At 47.4% G+C, this 18,953-nt stretch carries 21 protein-coding genes and 1 pseudogene; 16 read left to right on the forward strand and 6 right to left on the reverse strand.

Annotation, left to right across the window (positions count from 1 at the left end):
- Positions 1–344 precede the first annotated feature (344 nt).
- Positions 345–2,156: an ABC transporter ATP-binding protein gene (locus RW114_RS05225; protein WP_340121660.1), complete on the forward strand. Its 1,812-nt coding sequence runs from the start codon at positions 345–347 to the stop codon at positions 2,154–2,156.
- Between the two features lie 51 nt (positions 2,157–2,207).
- On the opposite strand, the gene RW114_RS05230 is transcribed toward RW114_RS05225, so the two are convergent.
- The gene (locus RW114_RS05230; RefSeq protein ID WP_340121661.1) at positions 2,208–3,203 is read right to left on the reverse strand and encodes a hydrolase; all 996 of its coding nucleotides are present in this window, start codon (positions 3,201–3,203) and stop codon (positions 2,208–2,210) included.
- Between the two features lie 188 nt (positions 3,204–3,391).
- On the opposite strand from RW114_RS05230, the gene trxC reads away from it, so the two are divergent.
- From trxC to RW114_RS05250, 4 genes are all read left to right on the forward strand, one after another.
- On the forward strand, positions 3,392–3,823 hold the full coding sequence (trxC, locus tag RW114_RS05235; RefSeq protein ID WP_340121662.1) for a thioredoxin TrxC: 432 nt from the start codon (positions 3,392–3,394) through the stop codon (positions 3,821–3,823).
- A gap of 23 nt (positions 3,824–3,846) precedes the next feature.
- Entirely contained in the window at positions 3,847–3,987 is a 141-nt protein-coding gene (locus tag RW114_RS05240) for a hypothetical protein (protein WP_340121663.1), read from the forward strand.
- A gap of 87 nt (positions 3,988–4,074) precedes the next feature.
- Complete coding sequence (locus RW114_RS05245) at positions 4,075–4,677, forward strand: nitroreductase family protein (RefSeq protein WP_340121664.1); 603 nt, start codon at positions 4,075–4,077, stop codon at positions 4,675–4,677.
- A 131-nt stretch (positions 4,678–4,808) separates the two neighbouring features.
- Entirely contained in the window at positions 4,809–5,045 is a 237-nt protein-coding gene (locus RW114_RS05250; protein WP_340121665.1) for an RNA recognition motif domain-containing protein, read from the forward strand.
- 29 nt (positions 5,046–5,074) lie between these two features.
- Here the strand turns inward: RW114_RS05250 and RW114_RS05255 are convergent, their stop codons facing one another.
- Positions 5,075–5,707 carry a pyridoxamine 5'-phosphate oxidase family protein gene (locus RW114_RS05255; protein ID WP_340121666.1) on the reverse strand — a complete coding sequence of 211 codons (633 nt, stop codon included), beginning with the start codon at positions 5,705–5,707 and terminating at the stop codon, positions 5,075–5,077.
- Positions 5,700–6,317, reverse strand: coding sequence for a TetR/AcrR family transcriptional regulator (locus RW114_RS05260; protein WP_340121667.1), 618 nt, complete (start codon positions 6,315–6,317; stop codon positions 5,700–5,702). The genes RW114_RS05255 and RW114_RS05260 overlap by 8 nt, the downstream gene beginning before the upstream one ends.
- 117 nt (positions 6,318–6,434) lie before the next feature.
- Here RW114_RS05260 and RW114_RS05265 point away from each other — a divergent pair, with 117 nt between their 5' ends.
- From RW114_RS05265 to RW114_RS05290, 6 genes are all read left to right on the forward strand, one after another.
- Positions 6,435–6,824, forward strand: a complete 390-nt coding sequence (locus tag RW114_RS05265; protein ID WP_340121668.1) for a hypothetical protein — start codon at positions 6,435–6,437, stop codon at positions 6,822–6,824.
- A gap of 66 nt (positions 6,825–6,890) precedes the next feature.
- On the forward strand, positions 6,891–7,256 hold the full coding sequence (locus RW114_RS05270) for a TSUP family transporter (RefSeq protein ID WP_340121669.1): 366 nt from the start codon (positions 6,891–6,893) through the stop codon (positions 7,254–7,256).
- Positions 7,257–7,279: 23 nt separating this feature from the next.
- Positions 7,280–7,615: a hypothetical protein gene (locus RW114_RS05275; protein WP_340121670.1), complete on the forward strand. Its 336-nt coding sequence runs from the start codon at positions 7,280–7,282 to the stop codon at positions 7,613–7,615.
- A gap of 14 nt (positions 7,616–7,629) precedes the next feature.
- A complete protein-coding gene (locus tag RW114_RS05280) occupies positions 7,630–8,220 on the forward strand; it encodes a DUF502 domain-containing protein (RefSeq protein WP_340121671.1) in 591 nt (196 codons plus the stop codon).
- 48 nt (positions 8,221–8,268) lie between these two features.
- Positions 8,269–8,472: a hypothetical protein gene (locus RW114_RS05285; RefSeq protein WP_340121673.1), complete on the forward strand. Its 204-nt coding sequence runs from the start codon at positions 8,269–8,271 to the stop codon at positions 8,470–8,472.
- Between the two features lie 278 nt (positions 8,473–8,750).
- Positions 8,751–9,560 carry a hypothetical protein gene (locus RW114_RS05290; RefSeq protein WP_340121674.1) on the forward strand — a complete coding sequence of 270 codons (810 nt, stop codon included), beginning with the start codon at positions 8,751–8,753 and terminating at the stop codon, positions 9,558–9,560.
- 97 nt (positions 9,561–9,657) lie between these two features.
- Here RW114_RS05290 and RW114_RS05295 read toward each other — a convergent pair whose 3' ends face one another.
- The 3 genes and pseudogenes from RW114_RS05295 to RW114_RS05305 form a co-directional block, all read right to left on the reverse strand.
- On the reverse strand, positions 9,658–10,785 hold the full coding sequence (locus RW114_RS05295; RefSeq protein WP_340121675.1) for a sodium ion-translocating decarboxylase subunit beta: 1,128 nt from the start codon (positions 10,783–10,785) through the stop codon (positions 9,658–9,660).
- A gap of 112 nt (positions 10,786–10,897) precedes the next feature.
- Positions 10,898–12,712 (reverse strand): annotated as a pseudogene (oadA, locus tag RW114_RS05300) (sodium-extruding oxaloacetate decarboxylase subunit alpha).
- Between the two features lie 217 nt (positions 12,713–12,929).
- Positions 12,930–13,163 carry an OadG family protein gene (locus tag RW114_RS05305; RefSeq protein ID WP_340121676.1) on the reverse strand — a complete coding sequence of 78 codons (234 nt, stop codon included), beginning with the start codon at positions 13,161–13,163 and terminating at the stop codon, positions 12,930–12,932.
- Positions 13,164–13,329: 166 nt separating this feature from the next.
- On the opposite strand from RW114_RS05305, the gene msrB reads away from it, so the two are divergent.
- From msrB to RW114_RS05330, 5 genes are all read left to right on the forward strand, one after another.
- The gene (gene msrB, locus RW114_RS05310; RefSeq protein ID WP_340121677.1) at positions 13,330–13,728 is read left to right on the forward strand and encodes a peptide-methionine (R)-S-oxide reductase MsrB; all 399 of its coding nucleotides are present in this window, start codon (positions 13,330–13,332) and stop codon (positions 13,726–13,728) included.
- Positions 13,725–15,032: a M18 family aminopeptidase gene (locus RW114_RS05315; protein WP_340121678.1), complete on the forward strand. Its 1,308-nt coding sequence runs from the start codon at positions 13,725–13,727 to the stop codon at positions 15,030–15,032. The genes msrB and RW114_RS05315 overlap by 4 nt, the downstream gene beginning before the upstream one ends.
- A complete protein-coding gene (locus RW114_RS05320) occupies positions 15,032–15,616 on the forward strand; it encodes an alpha-ketoglutarate-dependent dioxygenase AlkB family protein (protein WP_340121680.1) in 585 nt (194 codons plus the stop codon). The genes RW114_RS05315 and RW114_RS05320 overlap by 1 nt, the downstream gene beginning before the upstream one ends.
- Before the next feature lie 396 nt (positions 15,617–16,012).
- Positions 16,013–16,555, forward strand: a complete 543-nt coding sequence (locus RW114_RS05325) for a YfiR family protein (RefSeq protein ID WP_340121681.1) — start codon at positions 16,013–16,015, stop codon at positions 16,553–16,555.
- Positions 16,548–18,950, forward strand: a complete 2,403-nt coding sequence (locus RW114_RS05330) for a sensor histidine kinase, YfiR-like protein-associated (RefSeq protein WP_340121682.1) — start codon at positions 16,548–16,550, stop codon at positions 18,948–18,950. Before RW114_RS05325 ends, RW114_RS05330 begins: the two co-directional genes overlap by 8 nt.
- Positions 18,951–18,953 lie beyond the last annotated feature (3 nt).

An 18,953-nucleotide genomic window follows, 5' to 3' on the forward strand; every position in this document is an offset into this window, starting at 1 on the left:
CGTTAAGTAGACACCTTTTCAGGTGTATATTAAATTTAAATTACCGGTGCATAGTGCCGCCTGGATAATCCGTTAGGCTTGATGCTATAGCATTTGCATTATTGATAGCAACCTTTTTATGCAAAATAGAAATACACCTTCCAGGTTGCTGGATCAAATGCGCGATCATATTCGCGTCAAGAACTATAGTGTTGTTGGGTTAGGCACTAGCCGTAACCCAACACATACGCTATCACTACCCAACTTACGAGGCTGGGCAGGAATGTATTGAAATTCCTTACAAACTCTGGATAACTACACTTTCCATTATAATGGCAGTTCATTCATAGAGTTTTCTTACTATCATGCCCAGAAATACCCCTTTCCAACGCGCCGCAGACGCACCGCCTTTACCCACCGGCACTGTTAAGTTTATTTTGTACTGCTTAGCCGGTTTTCGGGGTTGGATTATTTTGATGTTGATCCTGGAGACAGGGCAGGCGGCGGGCAGTATTCTGGTGCCTTATGCGATCAAGGCCATTATGGACGGCGTGACGCAACTGTCCGGCGGGACGGTGCTGGAGAGTTTGCGCGGGCCGCTGTTGCTGTTGGCGGGTTTGAATGTGGCGGAAATCCTGTTTAGCCGGGCGAGCGGCGCGGTGTTGATTATTATGGGGCCGCGCTTGCGCCAGCGCACTACCAAAGCGTTGTATGCCTACTTGCAATATCATGCGCCGCGTTATTTCGGCAGTCATTTTGCGGGTGCTTTAGCCCATCGCATCAGCGAAACATCGATCAGCGTCAATCACACGACATGGTCGGTGTTGTGCGATTTTTGGCCCATTTTAGTCACCTTCGCGGTTTCTATTGCGCTGTTATTCAACGTGCATCAAGGCTTAGGGCTGTTGGTCGCGGGCTGGGTGTTTGCCTATGTGAGCCTCTCGTATTGGCTGGCGACACACTGCCAGCCTTATGCGCAAAGTTACGCCGCGACGCGTAGCATGGTGAACGGCAAGATTGTCGATGCGGTGACCAATATCCTGAATGCCAAGTTGTTTGCACGGTTGCATTTTGAACGGGAGTATCTGGACGCGTTTTTGGAAACGGAAGTCCAGGCCGGGCGGCGCACTTTTTGGTATATGGAACGGGTGCGCTGGTTCCAGTTTACTGCCGCCGCCACGCTCAAAGTCGGCACGGTGTATTATGCGCTGACCTTGTGGGACGGCGGTTTGATCGGCGTAGGCGACTTTACGATGAGCATCGGACTGGCCTTGCTGATCATCAATGATGCGCGCAATCTGACCCGGCGTTTTTTGGAATTTTTCGAATATGTCGGCAATGTCGCTAACGGCGTGGAGACCATCGTTCAGGCGCATGAGATTGTCGATGCACCGGGGGCGTTGCCGCTAAAAATCAGCCAAGGCCGGATTGAGTTTCGTAATGTGTGTTTTGCTTATAAGCCTAAGCAACCGGTGTTCGACGGCTTGAATGTCATCATTGAACCGGGGCAGCGAGTCGGATTGGTCGGCTTTTCCGGTTCAGGCAAATCGACGTTTGTCAGCCTGATGTTGCGTAATTATCAGCCGCAAAGCGGTCAGATTCTGATTGACGGCATGGATATTCAACAGGTCTTGCTGGATTCGCTGCATGAACAGGTAAGCCTGATACCGCAAGATCCCAGTCTGTTTCATCGCAGCCTCAAAGAAAACATCGGTTACGGTCGTTTGGCGGCGGACGATGCAGCCATTCAAGCGGCGGCGCGTATGGCGCATGCCGATGAGTTTATCAAGCTAATGCACGAAGGTTATGACTCTTTGGTTGGTGAGCGCGGGGTGAAATTATCCGGCGGTCAGCGTCAGCGGATTGCGATTGCACGGGTGATGTTGAAAGACGCGCCGATTTTGATTTTGGATGAAGCTACGTCCAGTTTGGATTCGGTAACAGAGAAAACCATCCAGGAAAATCTGGATCGTGCGATGGGCCGCAAGACCGTCATTGCCATTGCGCACAGCCTGTCCACGATTGCGCATTTGGATCGGATTTTGGTGTTCGACCAAGGGCGTATCGTCGAAGATGGCGGGCATGATCAACTTTTGGCGCAGCAAGGTGTTTATTATCGTTTGTGGACGATGCAGGCGGGCGGCTTCTTGCCGGAACAGGAGCAGGAGAAAACGTAACTTCTGCTTAATCAGGGTAATCCTAGGCAAAATAGTTGTTCAGAAATTTTGTCACGTAACGATGCAGCCCAGCAAAAATTCCGGGATACGCTGTTCCAGCCAATACTCCGGTCTAAACGGAATGAATCCCGAGATAAAGCCGACATGACCACCGTGCCGGCTAAGTTCCAGTTGTACCTGCGGCGATAACTCATTCAGGCCGGGCAGGACTGTTGGGGTCATAAACGGGTCGTCAATTGCCTGAAGCAATAGCGTGGGTACCGCGATTGACTTGAGGTATTGTCTGGAGCTTGCGCGCCGGTAATAATCGTGTACATCGTTAAAGCCGTGTAACCTGGCTACGACCTGATCGTCATATTGCCAGAACGAGTTGATGCTCGACAAATCGCCCAATGCTCTGATCTTCATGGCTTCTTCGGTTTGGCCTATGCGTTCCAGATGGTGCAATTTGGCGTGCATATAAGTTTTTAACTCCCGCAGTAAATTGACGCGATAGAACTTTGCAAAACCGCTATCCAGTTTTGTCGCGCAAATTCCCAACAGCAACGGCACGGAAACGACGACAGCGGCAAACAAATCCAACTGATTACCTTGTTCTCCCAGCCACTTTAAAACCACATTGCCGCCCAATGAAAAACCTACGACGCCTAAAGGCGTGTCGGGTTCGTGCAGTCGCAAGGTTTGATAGAGAAAATCAATGTCCTCGGTTTCGCCTGAATGATAACTGCGCGCCCTGTTATTGGATGAGCCGCTGCAACCGCGAAAATTAAGCGCGGCGCTACGAAAGCCTTGTTTGAGCAGTGCGCTTTGCAAGCCTTTGATATAACCCGATTGCGAGCTACCGGTCAAGCCATGCACCAGCATAATCAGCGGCTGGCTGCCGGTTCCGCAATAATCGATGTCGATAAAGTCCTGGTCAGGCGTGGTTAATCTTTCGCGGCGATAATCGGGAGGATTGGGTGCGTTTCTTAATAAAACCGGATACATAGTCTGTAAATGGCTATTGCATAACCACCAGGCGGGCTTGAATGTTGTTTTGGACGGCATGGTTTATGGATTTTTGTAACAAGAATGCCTGATTGTAATACCATTCACCAACGATTAATCAATCTTGGCGATTGTCGATATGAAAAACTTAATGCTTGAGATTAAGCGGGTATGTGATTTAAGCGTTGAGTTTTAGGCCTGATGGCCTCATATCTTCAACAACTAAACCTGAACAACAAGGCCCTTCCATGAGTACACAACACATTGTATGTCCACACTGCCAGACGGTAAATCGACTAGCAGCCGAGCGCTTGACCCAGCATCCCCGCTGCGGTCAATGTAAAGAGCCGTTGTTTACCGGACATCCGCTGGAATTAACCGGCCGAGATTTTCAGCAGCATATTACCCGTAACGATATTCCTGTTGTGGTTGATTTCTGGGCGGCCTGGTGCGGACCCTGCAAGATGATGGCTCCCGCTTATGCCCAAGCGGCGGCTGCTCTTGAACCGAAGGTACGTTTAGCCAAACTCAATACCGAGCAGGAACAGGGGGTTGCCGCTCAATTTACTATTCGCAGCATTCCCACCCTGGTCATTTTCAAAGCCGGTCGTGAAATAGACCGAAAGTCCGGCGCTATGAGTACTGCGGATATCGTCCGCTGGATCAATAGCCGTATTTGAACCGAATATAGGGGAGACTAAAAATGAATAAGCAAACACGACAACTCGCAGCCGTTATCACCGGGCAAAATACCTCGGATGGCGTCGGCGTCAAACTCAAGCGCATTATCAGTCAGCATTCGATGTACGGCTACGCCCGCAGCAACAGCCGGTTATTCCGGTAGCCTAGCAACATGCCGTTTTGGTCCATGATTTCCAAGGCGAATTGACACGGTAAATCAGTTTTTATTCATCAAACAAAGGATGTAAATATGCAGCAGAAACCGGCAATAACCCGTGTAAAAATCCACGAGATTATTCAGGCGCGTTGGAGTCCCCGAGCCTTTGACCCGGACAAACGGGTGAGTCATGACGATTTGCTGTCACTGCTGGAAGCCGCGCATTGGGCACCGTCTTGCTTCAATGACCAGCCTTGGCGTTTTGTGGTATGCGATAAAGCCACCGATGAAACCGGCTGGCAGCATGCGTTTTCAATCCTGGCTGAAAAAAACAGGCGATGGGCCAAGAATGCGCCGGTGCTGATGCTTGCCGTCGCCATGGACAGTTTCAATCATAACGGCCAAGCCAATCGCTGGGCGATGTACGACACCGGCGCCGCCAGCGTCAGCATGTGCTTTCAGGCTACTGCGCTAGGCATGTGTGTGCATCAAATGGGTGGTTTCGATGCTGAAAAAGCCCGCGAGGTTTTTAACCTTCCGGGCGATTGCAAGCCGATGGCGATGATGGCCGTCGGCTATCAGGCCGAGGTGGATGTGCTGGATGATGACTTTAAAGAAGCCGAATTAGCCGTTCGTTCCAGGGTCGCGCTGAATGAACAATTTTATGCGGGGCAATGGGGCAGGGGAATTGAATGATTTTTTGCTGAACTTGGAGCAAAAAGTCGCATGATGACTGGAATTGAACTGAATTACATCAGGGCGTTGAATCAGCCAAGTTTGTTAAGAAGCTGTATAATTTATACAATTTATACTAACACGGTAATCTGATGAAACTACTGATACGCAATCTCGCCCGCACCACCACAGAAGAAGAGCTACGTGCTATGTTCGCGGCTCACGGCACCGTGCAGTCCTGCACTCTGGTCATCGACAAAGACACCGGTAAATCCAAGGGTTTTGGCTTTGTCGAAATGCCAAAACAGGGCGAGGCCAAGGCGGCGATAAGTGTCCTCAATGGCAAGGATGTGGCCGGTAGCAAGATCCGCGTTAAAAAGAGCGAATAGGGATGCGGGACTTATTACAACATATGACGCTAGTTGCGGTTTAACGCGGCGGCGGCATCCTGCTCGTTACCGGCCAGATGTGCGTCGCGGGGCGGCAATACGTCTGCGACAACTTCCAGACGTTTCCAGGCCGGTGCCGGTGTTTCGCCATGTTGTTTGGGCACGAATGCGGACTCTTCGACTAGGGTCATTTTGTGGATATAACGCGGACAGTTGGGAAACATTTCCCGCAGTTTGACCCGCAACACCATTTGCGCTTCGGGCCAGACATCCATTAAAGGATCATCGTCCTGTATGAAGGCGCTGCCGTTCAAACGTAGACGCGCTTGCCGCTGAAAGTCGACGAACAACAAGCTGACATGCTCGTTAACCAACACGTTACCGGCCGACATATACATGCCGCTGCCGTCGTAGATTGGAAAAGCCAGCGTGCGTTCATCGATAACCTTGACGAGTCCGGCGCTGCCGCCTTTGTAAGAACAGTTAGGGCGGCCTTCTTTATCGACGGTGGCAAAGAAAAACATGTTCTGTTCTTCGATAAATACCTGATCTTCCGGGCTGATCTGATCATTGACTATCGCTTCGACCAGTCGGTCGGCCATGGGGCGCGTCTCGAAGCGGTCTTGCAGTTGCCGGTTACCTTCATGGAAAAATTCACTCATTGCTGCTCTCCTGGGCGTTGCTGGTTGGTAAAGAGGTGTCGGGAATATCGATTATGCTGTGCTCGATAAGAATGATAGCGGCCTGCTTGGCTTGTTCGGCGGCGCCTGAATGACGCTTCATCTGTTCCGAGACTATCGCGCCTTCGACCAGCAGGCTTAATTGCAGCGCCAGACTTTCCGGGGACTTTGAACCGCACTGTCCAGCCAGACCGGCAATGTAACTTCGGAAATGATCATAAAACTCGGCGGAGACCCGGTGTACAGGGTTGCCTTCCAGAGGAAACTCGGCGGCGGCATTGATAAAGGCGCAACCGCGAAACTCGGGAATAGCTATCCATTCGCCAATTACATCAAAAATCGCCAATAACTTAGCCTTAGGCGTATCCGCCTTGCCGTCAACCTGGTCGACAAACCAGACTCGAAAATCTTCATCCCGCTTGCGTAAAAAGGCAAGCACCAAGTCATCTTTGGACATGAAGTACTTATAAAGACTCATTTTGGTGGTGTTTGCCGCCTTGGCGATGGCATCGACCCCGGTCGCCCTGATGCCATGGCTATAGAACAGCTCTGATGCGGCTTGCAGAATTTTTTCTTGCAGATTTAAAGGCATAGGCGAGAACAATAAAAACAGGTTGATTGTGACTATACCGGTCGGTATACTGCAATGTCAATATACCGACCGGTATAGTCTATATTTTTAATAAACAATACTAAATAGGATAACACGATGGAAATATTATTAATTGGCGCGGTGCTGATGATCTTTGCTGTTTTGGTATCGGCATGGCTGATGACCTTTGCAAGATGGTTTCCAATTAAGGGCATTGATGGCGAATTCCTGACAGACTACAAAACCCTGATCAGGGCGCATATCGATTTTGCCTTAATGGCATTATTCTGTCTTGCGTTTTATGCCGTTAAAGTACCGTTATCGGTTACCGCTTGCTGGCTGGTGGTGATTGGCGGCATCAGCAATCCCTGTGTCTTTGTTGTTGCTGCATTCGATCCGGCCTTTTGGGAAAAAACAATCTGGAAAGTTTATTCGGCTATCAGCTTTATCATTACAACGATAGGTTTTGGCTGGATTTGCATCAGCTTGTTGAATTACGCTTTATAAATTTGCTCATTTCCAACCTCGGGTATAATGAAAATTTAAAATAACAACAATAAAAAGAGGAGTTCAATGCCGGTCGATATTTTACTGACGGTTGTTGCAACATCGGTCATTCAGTCTATTTTTGGGGTAGGCGTATTATCATTGGGTACGCCGCTGTTGCTGTTACTCGGTTATGATTTTGTCGATGCGCTGGGTGTGCTGCTGCCGGTTTCTATTGCGATAAGCGCTTTGCAAGTGCTAAGGCACTATGAAGATGTCGATACCGGATTTTATAAAAACGTGTTGGTTTACAGCGTTCCTTTGGTGGTGGTGTTTTTAATGCTGGTGACTACCGTCAAAATCAACATCAGTTTGGTGATTGGTGTCGTGTTGATTTTTGTGGCGCTAGAAAGTTTTTCAACGGCTATTGAAAAAAAACCTTACAGTCCATAGCCAGACATGAAAAGATTTATCTGATGGCGATGGGGCTGGTTCATGGTGTCAGCAATTTAGGCGGTTCGCTGTTGACCGTGATGGTTTACAGCAAAAAATATTCAAAAAACAAAACGCGTGTGACAACGGCGGCGAGCTATGCGACATTTGCTTTGTGCCAGTTGGCAACGTTATTTGTTATGGATAGCGAGTTTACGGTGTCATTTGCAGACAAGGTAAGCTTTATTCAGGTTGCTGTGGTGATGTTTTTACTGACGGAAGAAATACTTTATAGCGGAATTGATAATGCAAAATATCGCAAAATATTTGCCGCATTTTTGTTTGCATCAGGTATCTTGTTAATGATCAAATCATTATAAAATTGGAGAGAGACATGAAAGAGTGGGTTAAAAAGCTGTTGAATTATTTCCTGATCGGTATTCTTGCGGTCATTCCTATTGTTGTTATTTTACAAATTATGATTTTTGTAAAAGACCGGGTTTCCGATTTATTTCAATTGGTTTACGGTTATGCGGATAGTTATTTATATACGAGCTTGGTATTCGCGGTTAGTTTTATTATTCTGGTGTATATCGGTCATAAGTTAGTCCGAGAAGGCCGGTCCTGGGTTATTGCCGCTTTTGATCATATTATTGAGCGAATTCCATTTTTGAACACGGTTTATCGGGTGCTGAAAAAAGTGATCAATATGTTTTCGACCCATGATAAGACTATCGCTAAGGAAGTGGTTTATGTCGAATACCCAAAAGAAGGCCTTTGGGTGCCTGCGTATGTGACCAACAGACTGGGTGACAAGTATGTGTTGTATGTTCCTACGTCGCCTAATCCGACATCCGGTTTTACAGTCATTGCGGATAAGTCAAGAATAGTTAAATCGGCAATGAATATCGAAGAGGCCAGCAGTTTTGTGATCAGTGTGGGTGTTGATTACAGCAAGGCTTCGGAAATGAGCCAATTATCCTGAGTCTAATTGTTAGTATTTTAAGCTCTGAGAGAGCATGATGAAACCTAGATGAAATTGATAAATAGAGTGGCAGCGATCTTGATGCTGGTTTCAATTACCGGTTGCGGCGAAGGCGATAAGCCGGTTAAAGCGGCAGATACAGGGGTATTAAAGACGCAACTGGAAACTTTGGACCAGGCCAAACAGGTTGAACAAGTGTTGCAGGATGCGGCGGCGCAACAGCGCCAGCAAGTAGAGCAGGAAACGAAATAATTCGGGAAAGTGCATGGCCCCCCGTCGTGCACGCCTTCACCGCTTAGCGTTAATTCCTTCCTTTGGCACACACGGCATGCCCTATGCCAAGAAACATGTGCAATACAGTTAAACAATGTTGCTTTATGCCAAAGCAGATAACAAAATCCCCGTGTTTTTAGTTGCAGCCTGTCGGGTTGATTTTATTGACTTTACGGTGCTTGTTTGTTATGAATGATCCTGCTAATTAGCAAAAAATAATAATAAATATAGTAATTACTTAAGAGGAGGGGATGGGCATGGTATCTAATAATGGCGCCAAAACGGGCAAGCTGGCAAAACTAACTCAGCTGGAAGCGGAGCTAACTAAGCTTTCTGAACAGGTGAAATCCAATAAGAAAACAATAATTTTACTGAAAAAATCGTTAACTGAGCGCGATTTAAAAATTCATGAATTAGAATCGAAATTGATATACGCTCAACAATCGCTGTTGAAAAAAGCGACATTTACAATTCACCAGTGCAGGGATCAAATTAAAAACGGAATTGACGAAAAAATCATCAATCCGGTGTTATCGCAAATTCAGCAGCAGATTGAGGTTATTCAGGGTATCGTCTATGAAGCCAAAGATCTCATTAACAAGAAAAAAGTGCTGATTCAAGAAAACATTAATGCAACTTCAAATTTGGTTCATCAATGTCCTGATCAAGCGGTAAGGTATTTTGAAAGAACGGTTGTTGAACCGGCTAGATCATTGGTCACTGAAGTAGTCGAATTGGTCGATAGCAAGGTGAAAACCGGTCAGGATCTGGTCGTGCAAAAAATCATCTATCCAGGAAAAGTCTGGTACGACAATATTGTTGCTGTTGCGCAGGCACTACCGACGCAGAGTCAGGTCATTTTTCAAGTGTGGTTGGCGGAGCCGGTCATGCAGAAAGTTAAGGCTTTGCCCGTTATCGGCAAGGAGCTTGGTGTTCATGCAGATCTAATACTAAAAAGTTTGATGGGTCGGCTGAAATCCGGAGCGGAACAGGGTCTGGCTTATACCGTCGATGCAATCAAAAAATCACCCTTTTGGGATGGAAAGCGCAACATAGAAGCGGCTTAATAGTTGCTTTTTATTCAAGGATGGCAGGCATTTAAAAAACGACGAGGCGACCGGGTTGGTCGCCTGTCCTCAGCGCCGACGGTGATTGTTGCCGTGATTACTTAACCAAACTCAATAAAATCCCCGCCGCTACCGCAGAACCAATTACCCCGGCAACATTAGGTCCCATGGCATGCATCAGCAGGAAGTTATGCGGGTTGCTTTCCAGACCAACTTTGTTGACTACTCGCGCCGCCATCGGGACTGCAGAGACGCCGGCGGCACCGATCAGTGGATTAATCGGGGTGCTGCTGAATTTGTTCATGATTTTCGCCATGATCACCCCCGAGGCTGTGCCGATACTGAAAGCAATCGCTCCCAAGCCTAAAATACCCAGCGTCTTGATTTGCAAAAAGGCTTCGGCGCTGAGCTTTGAACCTACCGCCAACCCTAAGAAAATAGTGACGATATTGATCAGTTCGTTTTGTGCGGTTTGACTCAAGCGTTCTACCACGCCACACGCGTTCATCAGATTACCCAGTGCGAACATGCCGATTAACGGTGCGGCTGACGGTAACAGCAAGGCGCAAATAATCAACAGCATTAACGGAAAGACGATTTTTTCGGTCTTGCTGACTGCCCGCAGTTGCTGCATCTCGATTTTACGTTCATCCTCAGTAGTTAAGGCACGCATGATCGGCGGCTGTATCAGCGGCACTAAGGCCATGTAAGAGTAGGCCGCGACCGCAATGGCTCCCAACAAATCGGGCGACAGTTTTGAGGCCACATAAATTGCAGTCGGGCCGTCGGCGCCACCGATTATGCCAATCGCGGCGGCATCTTGTAAGGTGAATTCCAGCCCCGGTATCGCATTGAGCGCTAGCGCTCCCAGCAGTGAGGTAAAGATACCGAACTGCGCCGCAGCGCCTAGCAGTAAGGTTTTTGGATTGGCTAGCATGGGGCCGAAATCGGTCATTGCGCCCACGCCCATAAATATCAGTAACGGAAACAGGCCGGTTTTAATGCCGAAATACAGGTAGTATAAAATACCGCCTTCCTCGGCGATACCGGCAATCGGGATGTTGCTGAGTATCGCGCCAAAGCCTATCGGCAGTAACAGCAAGGGTTCAAAGCCTTTTTTGATGGCCAGAAACAGTAGCAAAAAGCCGATCAGCATCATGAAGACCTGGCCACCGGTAAAGCTGTATATGCCGGTGCTATGCCAGAGTGAAATGAGATTTTCCATGGGATGACCCTTTAATTAAATCATGTAGGGGCGACCGGCTGGTCGCCCTTATTCAGACACAGGCGACCGGCCGGTCGCCCCTACGGTTCTTTGCGCTCTTTGTTGTTGTTCTTTATAAAGAAATCAACACATCCCCGCCGGCAACGGCACTGCCTTCTTTGACATAGATAGTGCTGACGATGCCGGTCGTTTTGGAGCGTATTTCAGTCTCCATTTTCATGGCTTCCATGATGACTACGACATCGCCTTCGGCAACGATGCTGCCCACATCGACCAGGATTTTCAGAATATTACCGGCCATCGGCGATTCAACTGTGGCACCGCTGCTGGCTATCAGTGCGGCATGAGGTGCGCTGGCAGTCGGCTGAATGTTTAGGACTGCACTGTGGGAGCCGACTATGACGCTGAAATTTCTGCCGTCGACATTAACCGTATAGGTTTCCGTTTGTGGCGGGGTGCTTGGATTGTCGGCGTTGGCGGAATGTGGGGGCGAATTCATTCGCCCTGGGCGAATGAATTAGCCCCCCCCTTACCGCGCGGCGTAAAAATAGGCCCGGTTTCCCCCGGTAAACAGGAATTTCCAGCCGACTTGCGCAAACAAGCCGTTAATCAACGCGTCTTCTTCGATGTTGGCGGCGAGGGTTACGCCCTCGGCCTGGGCTTTTTCCCGGACTTCGGCAATCAGTTTATCCATTTCCGGTGCGATCAGATCGGCCGGACGACAAGTAATCGCTTGTGCGCCGTTCAGTACCTTGTCTTGCAAGGCTTTGTTGACCGGTGCAGGCGTAGCACCGTATTCGCCTTTTAACACACCTGCAGTTTCTTTGGTGATGTTTTTGTAGCGTTCGCCGTTCATTACGTTGATCACAGCTTGACTGCCGACGATTTGTGAAGTCGGCGTGACCAGCGGGATAAAGCCCAAGTCTTCACGCACGCGGGGGATTTCCAGCATGACCTCGTCGAACTTGTCGGCAGCACCCTGTTCTTTCAGTTGGCTTTCCATATTGGTCAGCATGCCGCCCGGTACTTGGGAAATCAGGATGCGACTATCGACACCCTTCAAGCTGCCTTCGTATTGCGCATATTTTTTGCGGATATCCCTGAAATAGGTGGCGATATGCTCCAGTTCGACCAGATCCAGGCCGGTATCGCGTCCGGTACCTTCCAGACTGGCGACGATGGTCTCGGTGGGGCTGTGTCCGTAAGTCATGCTCAGTGATGAAATGGCGGTATCGACGTTGTCCACACCTGCTTCGACGGCCTTGATGATGCTGGCGACACTCAAGCCGGTGGTTGCATGGCAATGCAAATGGATGGGTATATCAGTGCTGGTTTTCAGGCGGCTGACCAGTTTAAATGCGTCGTAAGGTTTGAGCAGTCCTGCCATGTCTTTGATACAAATGGAATGCGCGCCCATGTCTTCGATCTGCTTGCCCAGATCCACCCATAAGTCCATGGTGTGTACAGGACTGGTGGTGTAGGAGATGGCGCCTTGTGCATGGGCGTCGGTACGGAGTGCGGCTTTGACGGCATGCTCGATGTTGCGCATGTCGTTCATCGCATCGAAGATGCGAAACACATCGATACCGTTGATTACGCAACGCTCGACAAACTTATCCACCACATCGTCGGCGTAATGCCGGTAGCCTAAGATATTCTGGCCGCGAAACAGCATTTGCTGGGGCGTGTTAGGCATGGCGGCTTTCAGCAGACGCAGCCTTTCCCAGGGATCCTCGCCCAGATAACGGATACAGGCATCAAAAGTAGCGCCGCCCCAGGATTCAATAGACCAGTAACCAATCCGGTCGAGTCTTTCGCAAATAGGCAGCATATCTTCGATGCGCAACCGGGTTGCCAAAATAGATTGATGGGCATCACGCAGAACGACTTCGGTGATACCTAAGGGCTGCTTTATATCTGTGGACATGCTTGTTGTTTCTCCTGAAACCTTGATAAATTGTAATGGCTTGGTTATAAAAAATAGAACTCGGGTGACACGGCATTGTCCACGAAAGGCACAAAAAACACGAAAAAATAAAAAGTTTTTTCGTGTTTTTTGTGGACAACATCTATTCAGTCAAATCCGCGGCACCTGCTCTGCCAAGTGATTACGATAAATTTTTTAATCATTGACCTTGTGGCCGTTAGTTATGCTTTTTTCGGTACTGATGCACGGCGGCAGTTATCGCAGCAACAACGCTTTTATCAATGTCGGTGCTAATACCGGGCACCACCCGCGATATCGGGATTTCCGGGAAATAGCGCTGCACTACTGCCGACATCAGGTTAATCGCGCCTACCAGCATGGTCAAAAACAGGAACACGATACTCATTCCGACAAACATTAATTCGATACCGCTAGTCATTAGTTCCGTCATGGTTGATCACGTTTTTAAAATGTTTAACTATTGCATTGTATCATAGGCAAAAATCAGAGCTAATCGATGTTTCTTCATGATGATAATTGGCAGACAGTCTTTTGGCTCTGCGGTCTTGAACGCGTACAATACGCGCCATTATAACGAGTTGTTATGGGTGAAAAATATGACAGATAAAGAACGCGACGAAAATAAACAGTGGCATGATAAATTAACGCCCGAGCAATTTAATATTTGCCGCTTGAAAGCTACCGAGCCGCCGTTTACCGGCAAATACGCCGATTGTAAAAAAGACGGCATTTATCACTGTATTTGCTGCGGCAATCCGTTATTCGATTCGGCGACCAAATATGATTCAGGTTCAGGTTGGCCGAGTTTTTGGGATGTATTGACCGAACACAGCGTGGCTGAACATGTCGACGCCAGTCATGGGATGCGCCGCGTTGAAGTGACTTGTAAATCCTGCGATGCACATTTAGGCCATGTGTTTGAAGACGGCCCACAACCGACAGGTCTGCGTTACTGCATAAATTCTGCAGCCTTAGACTTGAAAGAAAGATTATGAGCGCTAGACAACAGGTTCAAAACTTACTGGATTTTATCGATGCCAGTCCCAATCCCTGGCATGTGGTTAAAACCATCGAAGCCCAGCTTGCGACGCAAACTCCGGCGTGGGAGCGTCTCGACGAAACCGCCAAATGGACATTGCAGCCGGGCGGGCGTTATTACGTGGTGCGTGACGATTCGTCTATCGTCCTGTTTGTACAGGGACAAAAACCGCTGGCTGAAACCGGGTTTAAAATTATCGGCGCACATACCGATTCTCCCGGCTTGAGAATAAAACCGAATGCTGCCAGCAGCGGGGATGGCTTGTTAAGGCTGGGCGTCGAGATTTACGGCGGACCCATTTTGGCGACGTTCACCGACAGGGATTTAAGCCTCGCCGGAAGGATTAGTTATAAAAACGATCAGGGTGACATAGCCAGTCTGCTGGTCAAATTTGATCAACCGTTGCTGCGCTTGCCTAATCTGGCAATACACATGAACAGAACAGTTAATGAAGACGGCCTGAAACTGCAAAAGCAGACCGAGTTGCCGTTAATCTTGTCGGCATTGACCGAAGAACAGCTGCCTAAAGCTTATTTTTCTGCATTATTGCAACAACAAACAGGCGTAGCCGCTACGCGCATTTTATCCTGGGACTTGGCTGTGTACGACACCCAGAAAGGCGCTTTCTGGGGCGCGGAAAACCAGTTTTATGCAGATAGCCAACTGGATAATCTGTCTTCCTGTCATGCCGCGTTGCAGGCATTACTTTTCGATGATATGCAGCCGGACACTACGCTGGTGTGCGCGTTTTTCGACCATGAAGAAATCGGAAGCCAAAGTAACAAAGGCGCGGACGGCAGTTTTCTGCCCGATGTACTCCAGCGCATTGCTCTTTCGACTGCAGAAGGCAGCGAAGATGTTGTCAGAGCGCTGGCGAAAAGCTTCATGATCAGCGCGGATATGGCGCATGCCTATCAGCCTAATTTTCCCAATGCCTACGATTCCGACCATAAAGTCGGCGTCAATAAAGGTCCGGTGATTAAAGTCAACGCCAATCAAAGTTACAGCTCGGAAAGCGTCTCGGCAGCGATGTTTGCCGACTGGTGCGAACAGGCCGAAGTGCCGTACCAGACCTATTCGCACCGTTGCGATATGCCTTGCGGGAGCACCATCGGGCCGATTACGGCCGCAAAACTGGGCATACGCTCAATCGATGTCGGCAGCCCGATGTGGGCGATGCACAGCATCCGAGAAAGCGCCGGGGTTCTGGATCATGATTACCTGATCAGGGTGATGAAACGGTTTTTTGCGGCGCGTTAATGACAGCCAACCTAGTCCCCTTTGACGGCGAGCTTTATTGGATTAAACAATTTTACCGGCAGCCGGAATCCGATCTGCTGTTTACGCAATTGCAAGTCGATCTGACTTGGCAGGAAGAAGCTATTTTTATTTATGGCAAGTGGGTTAAAGTGCCTCGCCTGATGTGCTGGTATGGCGACCCCGATGCGTGCTATAGCTATTCAGGCGTTAATCATCAGCCGATGCCATGGACTCAGACGTTACAGGCAATCAGGGAGAAGCTGGAGCAGCAATGCCACTGTACTTTCAATAGCGTATTAGCCAATTTATACCGTGACGGTAAAGACTCGATGGGTTGTCATGCCGATGATGAAAAAGAACTGGGAAAAAATCCGGTGATTGCGTCATTGAGTCTCGGCGAGCAGCGCCTATTCAAGCTGCATCATAAAAAAAGCCAGGAAAAGCTGGATATAGTTTTAGGCCACGGCGATTTGTTAGTGATGTCCGGCACCTTGCAACACCACTGGATGCATGCGCTGCCTAAAACCAAAAAAATGAAAATGCCCCGGATTAATTTGACGTTTCGGAAGATTAAGGTGGCTTGATTCGTCGCGAAGACTCTAACTGGAGCCTCAAGAAAGAAAATAAAATTTCGTGTCTTCGGTTTTTTTTAATATAAACTTAAGTAGCGATTCATATCTAATCAACACACTTTATCTCCTTCACTTTGGCGATGAAAAAATGAAGGTGCATTAACAAGCGACAGAAGTCGTAAATCAACAAGGTTTAGATGAAAAATTATAAATATAGCAAATATGGCTATACTTATTTAATTACCCCTACGCGCCAGAATCAGGGGCTGCCGAATTTTACTTATAAATTTAACGAATAATCAATTACTTATGTTTTTTAATGCGGTTCTTGGGTGTTTTTATGGCTTTTTAATATTATTGCTTATAAGGTGTTTTTATTTTAATGCGATTGCTCTGGCGCCAGAATAGATGAATATTATCAACTTACTAGGTGTTTTTTTTAGCGTAGTCTTATTGCTTTCACAGCCGGTCATCGCTGATGATGCCGATGTCGAATATAAAGTAAAAGCCGGTTATGTATACAATTTCACCAAGTTTATTACCTGGCCTGAGGATAACAGCGAAACCTTTAATCTCTGTATTATGGGTGAAGATCCTTTTGGCGATTTAATAGACCCCATCGAACAGCGCACAGCTTTTGGACGACCTATTAAACTATTCAGGTTTAATCGTCTTAATAACGAGCAGCATTGCCATATCCTTTTTATCAGTGCCGCTATCAAAGATAAGGTGTTGCTCAAAGGCATGCTGATTGTTGACAATACGCATACATCATTAACCATAGGCGAAAGTAACGAGTTTGCAGCTCAGGGGGGAATGATTGGTTTTGTTAACAGACTGGGCAAAATTAAATTACAGATTAACCTGAAAGCTCTACAACAGAGTGGTTTAAAAATCAGCGCAAAATTATTGGAAGTTGCTGAGATTATTGAGGGAGAAAACAATGATTAAATTTATTCGTAATCTGCCAATAAATCACAAATTACTACTCATTTTGTTGTTCTCCAGTATTACCTCCCTGCTGTTTGCCGGCCTGCTTTTGATAGTGCTTGAGATCTCAGAGTTCCAGAAAAATACCCGGGATGATTTGTCAATCCTGGCTCAAATTGTAGGTAATCGCAGTACTGCTGCATTAATGTTTGAGGACAGGGACTTGGCTAATGAAAATTTGGCTGTGTTTAACAACCTGCCAGATGTGCAAGCGGCTTGTTTTTATGATGCGCAAGACGCTGTTTTTGCACAATTACAGAAAAACGGGGATCAGGAATGGACCTGCCCTGTATCCGTTAAAGCTGAAGAAACCCGATTTGAAGATACTCATTTACATGTGGTTCAGCCGATTGTTGTCGATGCGGCGGAAGTGGGTGCCATTTATATTCATGCCGATTTGACTCTGGCTTACTGGCGTAAAGTGCAATTTATAGGGCTGATATTTTTAGTATTGGCGGGGGTATCGATACTCACCTTCCTCATGTCAACTCCGCTGTTAAAGCTTATTTCCTCGCCGATCAAAAAACTGGTCGATAAAGTTAAAAAAATTAGCGAGACACAAGATTATTCGTTGAGGGCGGTTAAAGTTAATGATGATGAGTTAGGCGTTCTGGTTGACGCCTTTAATGGCCTGATTGCCACTGTTTCGGCTCAAAACCAGGCTTTGACGCGGGCAAAAGACCGTTATTTGGCGCTTTATGACGATAATCCGACGATGGTATTTAATCTGAAAGTAGACGGTCGTATTTTATCGGTTAATCGTACCGGTGCCAGGCATCTGGGTTTATCTGTTGACGAAGTGCAAGGCTGTTCGATTTTTGATTTTATTCATCGGGATGATTTGCCTATCATGCATGATTTGGTTGAATGCTGCTTGACGCGTCCTTTACTGATCTATAAACAGGAGCTTAGACAGATTTGTAATAATGGAAAGATTATTTGGGTTAGGGCCACAGCGAGATTGGTCGAAAATGAATATCAGCAAAACAGTTTGTTGCTGGTGGGTGAAGATATAACGGAAGCTCGCTTATTGAGTGAAAGTATTGCTTATCAGGCGAGTCATGATGCCTTGACAGGCTTGGCTAATCGCAGTGAGTTCGATAGTTATATTAAGCAGGCAGTCGCCTTGGCTTATGCCGACAATTCGGAGCATGTTTTGTGCTATCTGGATCTGGATCAATTTAAAGTGGTTAACGATACCTGCGGGCATCTTGCCGGCGATGAATTGCTTAGACAATTGGGTGAGTTGTTAAGGACGCATACCAGGAAGCAAGATTTTGTAGCCCGTCTGGGCGGTGACGAGTTTGGCGTGTTGATGATCAATTGCTCATTAAACGAGGCATTTCTAGCTTGCGAGAATTTACGCGATTTAGTTAAAGATTTCCGTTTTGTCTGGGAAGATAGGAGCTTTACCCTAGGTGTGAGTATCGGTATTTCAGCAATAAACGGTTCCAGTGGTAATGCGGTGAACCTGCTTAAAGAGGCCGATTCTGCCTGCTATATGGCGAAAGATAATGGTCGAAATCGGGTGCATGTTTTTCGTCCTGATGATGAAGAGTTGGCGATGCGGCAGGGAGAAATGCAATGGGTAGAAAAAATCCAGCAGGGTTTGGAACAAAACCGTTTTTGCCTGTATGGGCAGCCGATAGTATCAATTACTCATCATGAGGAAGGCATGCATTTTGAAACCTTGGTTCGTTATCAGGACGACAAAGGGGGCATTATTCCCCCCGGCGCATTTTTACCGGCAGCAGAACGTTATAACCTGGCGCCCTCGCTGGATCGCTGGGTCATCAGTCATTTGTTTGAATGGATAGCGACTAAGCCGGGCTTTATCGATGAGTTATCGTTGTGTTCGGTTAATTTATCCGGTCTGTCAATGTCCGATGAAACCATGCTGGCGTTTATCTCAGAACAATTCTCCAAGTGGGCCATTCCGGCGCATAAAATCTGTTTTGAGGTTACCGAAACAGCCGCTATCGCCAATTTATCCCATGCAACCAAATTTATTAAGCAACTAAAAGAGCGCGGCTGTTTATTTTCACTGGATGACTTTGGCAGCGGTTTGTCTTCTTTTGCGTATTTAAAAAACCTGTCGGTCGATTTTATTAAGATTGATGGTTTGTTTGTTAAGGATATGCTCAATGATAAAGTGGATCTTGCGATGGTGAAATCAATTAACGAAGTCGGACACGTCATGGGCAAAAAAACGATTGCCGAATTTGTTGAAAATGAACAAATCTTTAATTTGCTCAATGTCCTTGGCGTAGATTATGCGCAAGGCTACGGTATTGGTAAACCTGTGCCTCTGGATGAACTTAAGCTAATAAAACCTTTTGCAGTGGCTTTAAAATGAATG

This window comes from Methylobacter svalbardensis, assembly GCF_037671525.1.
Classification (GTDB): domain Bacteria; phylum Pseudomonadota; class Gammaproteobacteria; order Methylococcales; family Methylomonadaceae; genus Methylobacter_A; species Methylobacter_A svalbardensis.

Coding starts and splice junctions, on each gene's coding strand:
- RW114_RS05225 (WP_340121660.1), top strand. CDS start 345: ATGCCCAGAAATACCCCTTTCCAACGCGCCGCAGACGCACCGCCTTTA.
- RW114_RS05230 (WP_340121661.1), bottom strand. CDS start 3,203: ATGCCGTCCAAAACAACATTCAAGCCCGCCTGGTGGTTATGCAATAGC.
- trxC (WP_340121662.1), top strand. CDS start 3,392: ATGAGTACACAACACATTGTATGTCCACACTGCCAGACGGTAAATCGA.
- RW114_RS05240 (WP_340121663.1), top strand. CDS start 3,847: ATGAATAAGCAAACACGACAACTCGCAGCCGTTATCACCGGGCAAAAT.
- RW114_RS05245 (WP_340121664.1), top strand. CDS start 4,075: ATGCAGCAGAAACCGGCAATAACCCGTGTAAAAATCCACGAGATTATT.
- RW114_RS05250 (WP_340121665.1), top strand. CDS start 4,809: ATGAAACTACTGATACGCAATCTCGCCCGCACCACCACAGAAGAAGAG.
- RW114_RS05255 (WP_340121666.1), bottom strand. CDS start 5,707: ATGAGTGAATTTTTCCATGAAGGTAACCGGCAACTGCAAGACCGCTTC.
- RW114_RS05260 (WP_340121667.1), bottom strand. CDS start 6,317: ATGCCTTTAAATCTGCAAGAAAAAATTCTGCAAGCCGCATCAGAGCTG.
- RW114_RS05265 (WP_340121668.1), top strand. CDS start 6,435: ATGGAAATATTATTAATTGGCGCGGTGCTGATGATCTTTGCTGTTTTG.
- RW114_RS05270 (WP_340121669.1), top strand. CDS start 6,891: ATGCCGGTCGATATTTTACTGACGGTTGTTGCAACATCGGTCATTCAG.
- RW114_RS05275 (WP_340121670.1), top strand. CDS start 7,280: ATGGCGATGGGGCTGGTTCATGGTGTCAGCAATTTAGGCGGTTCGCTG.
- RW114_RS05280 (WP_340121671.1), top strand. CDS start 7,630: ATGAAAGAGTGGGTTAAAAAGCTGTTGAATTATTTCCTGATCGGTATT.
- RW114_RS05285 (WP_340121673.1), top strand. CDS start 8,269: ATGAAATTGATAAATAGAGTGGCAGCGATCTTGATGCTGGTTTCAATT.
- RW114_RS05290 (WP_340121674.1), top strand. CDS start 8,751: ATGGTATCTAATAATGGCGCCAAAACGGGCAAGCTGGCAAAACTAACT.
- RW114_RS05295 (WP_340121675.1), bottom strand. CDS start 10,785: ATGGAAAATCTCATTTCACTCTGGCATAGCACCGGCATATACAGCTTT.
- RW114_RS05305 (WP_340121676.1), bottom strand. CDS start 13,163: ATGACGGAACTAATGACTAGCGGTATCGAATTAATGTTTGTCGGAATG.
- msrB (WP_340121677.1), top strand. CDS start 13,330: ATGACAGATAAAGAACGCGACGAAAATAAACAGTGGCATGATAAATTA.
- RW114_RS05315 (WP_340121678.1), top strand. CDS start 13,725: ATGAGCGCTAGACAACAGGTTCAAAACTTACTGGATTTTATCGATGCC.
- RW114_RS05320 (WP_340121680.1), top strand. CDS start 15,032: ATGACAGCCAACCTAGTCCCCTTTGACGGCGAGCTTTATTGGATTAAA.
- RW114_RS05325 (WP_340121681.1), top strand. CDS start 16,013: ATGAATATTATCAACTTACTAGGTGTTTTTTTTAGCGTAGTCTTATTG.
- RW114_RS05330 (WP_340121682.1), top strand. CDS start 16,548: ATGATTAAATTTATTCGTAATCTGCCAATAAATCACAAATTACTACTC.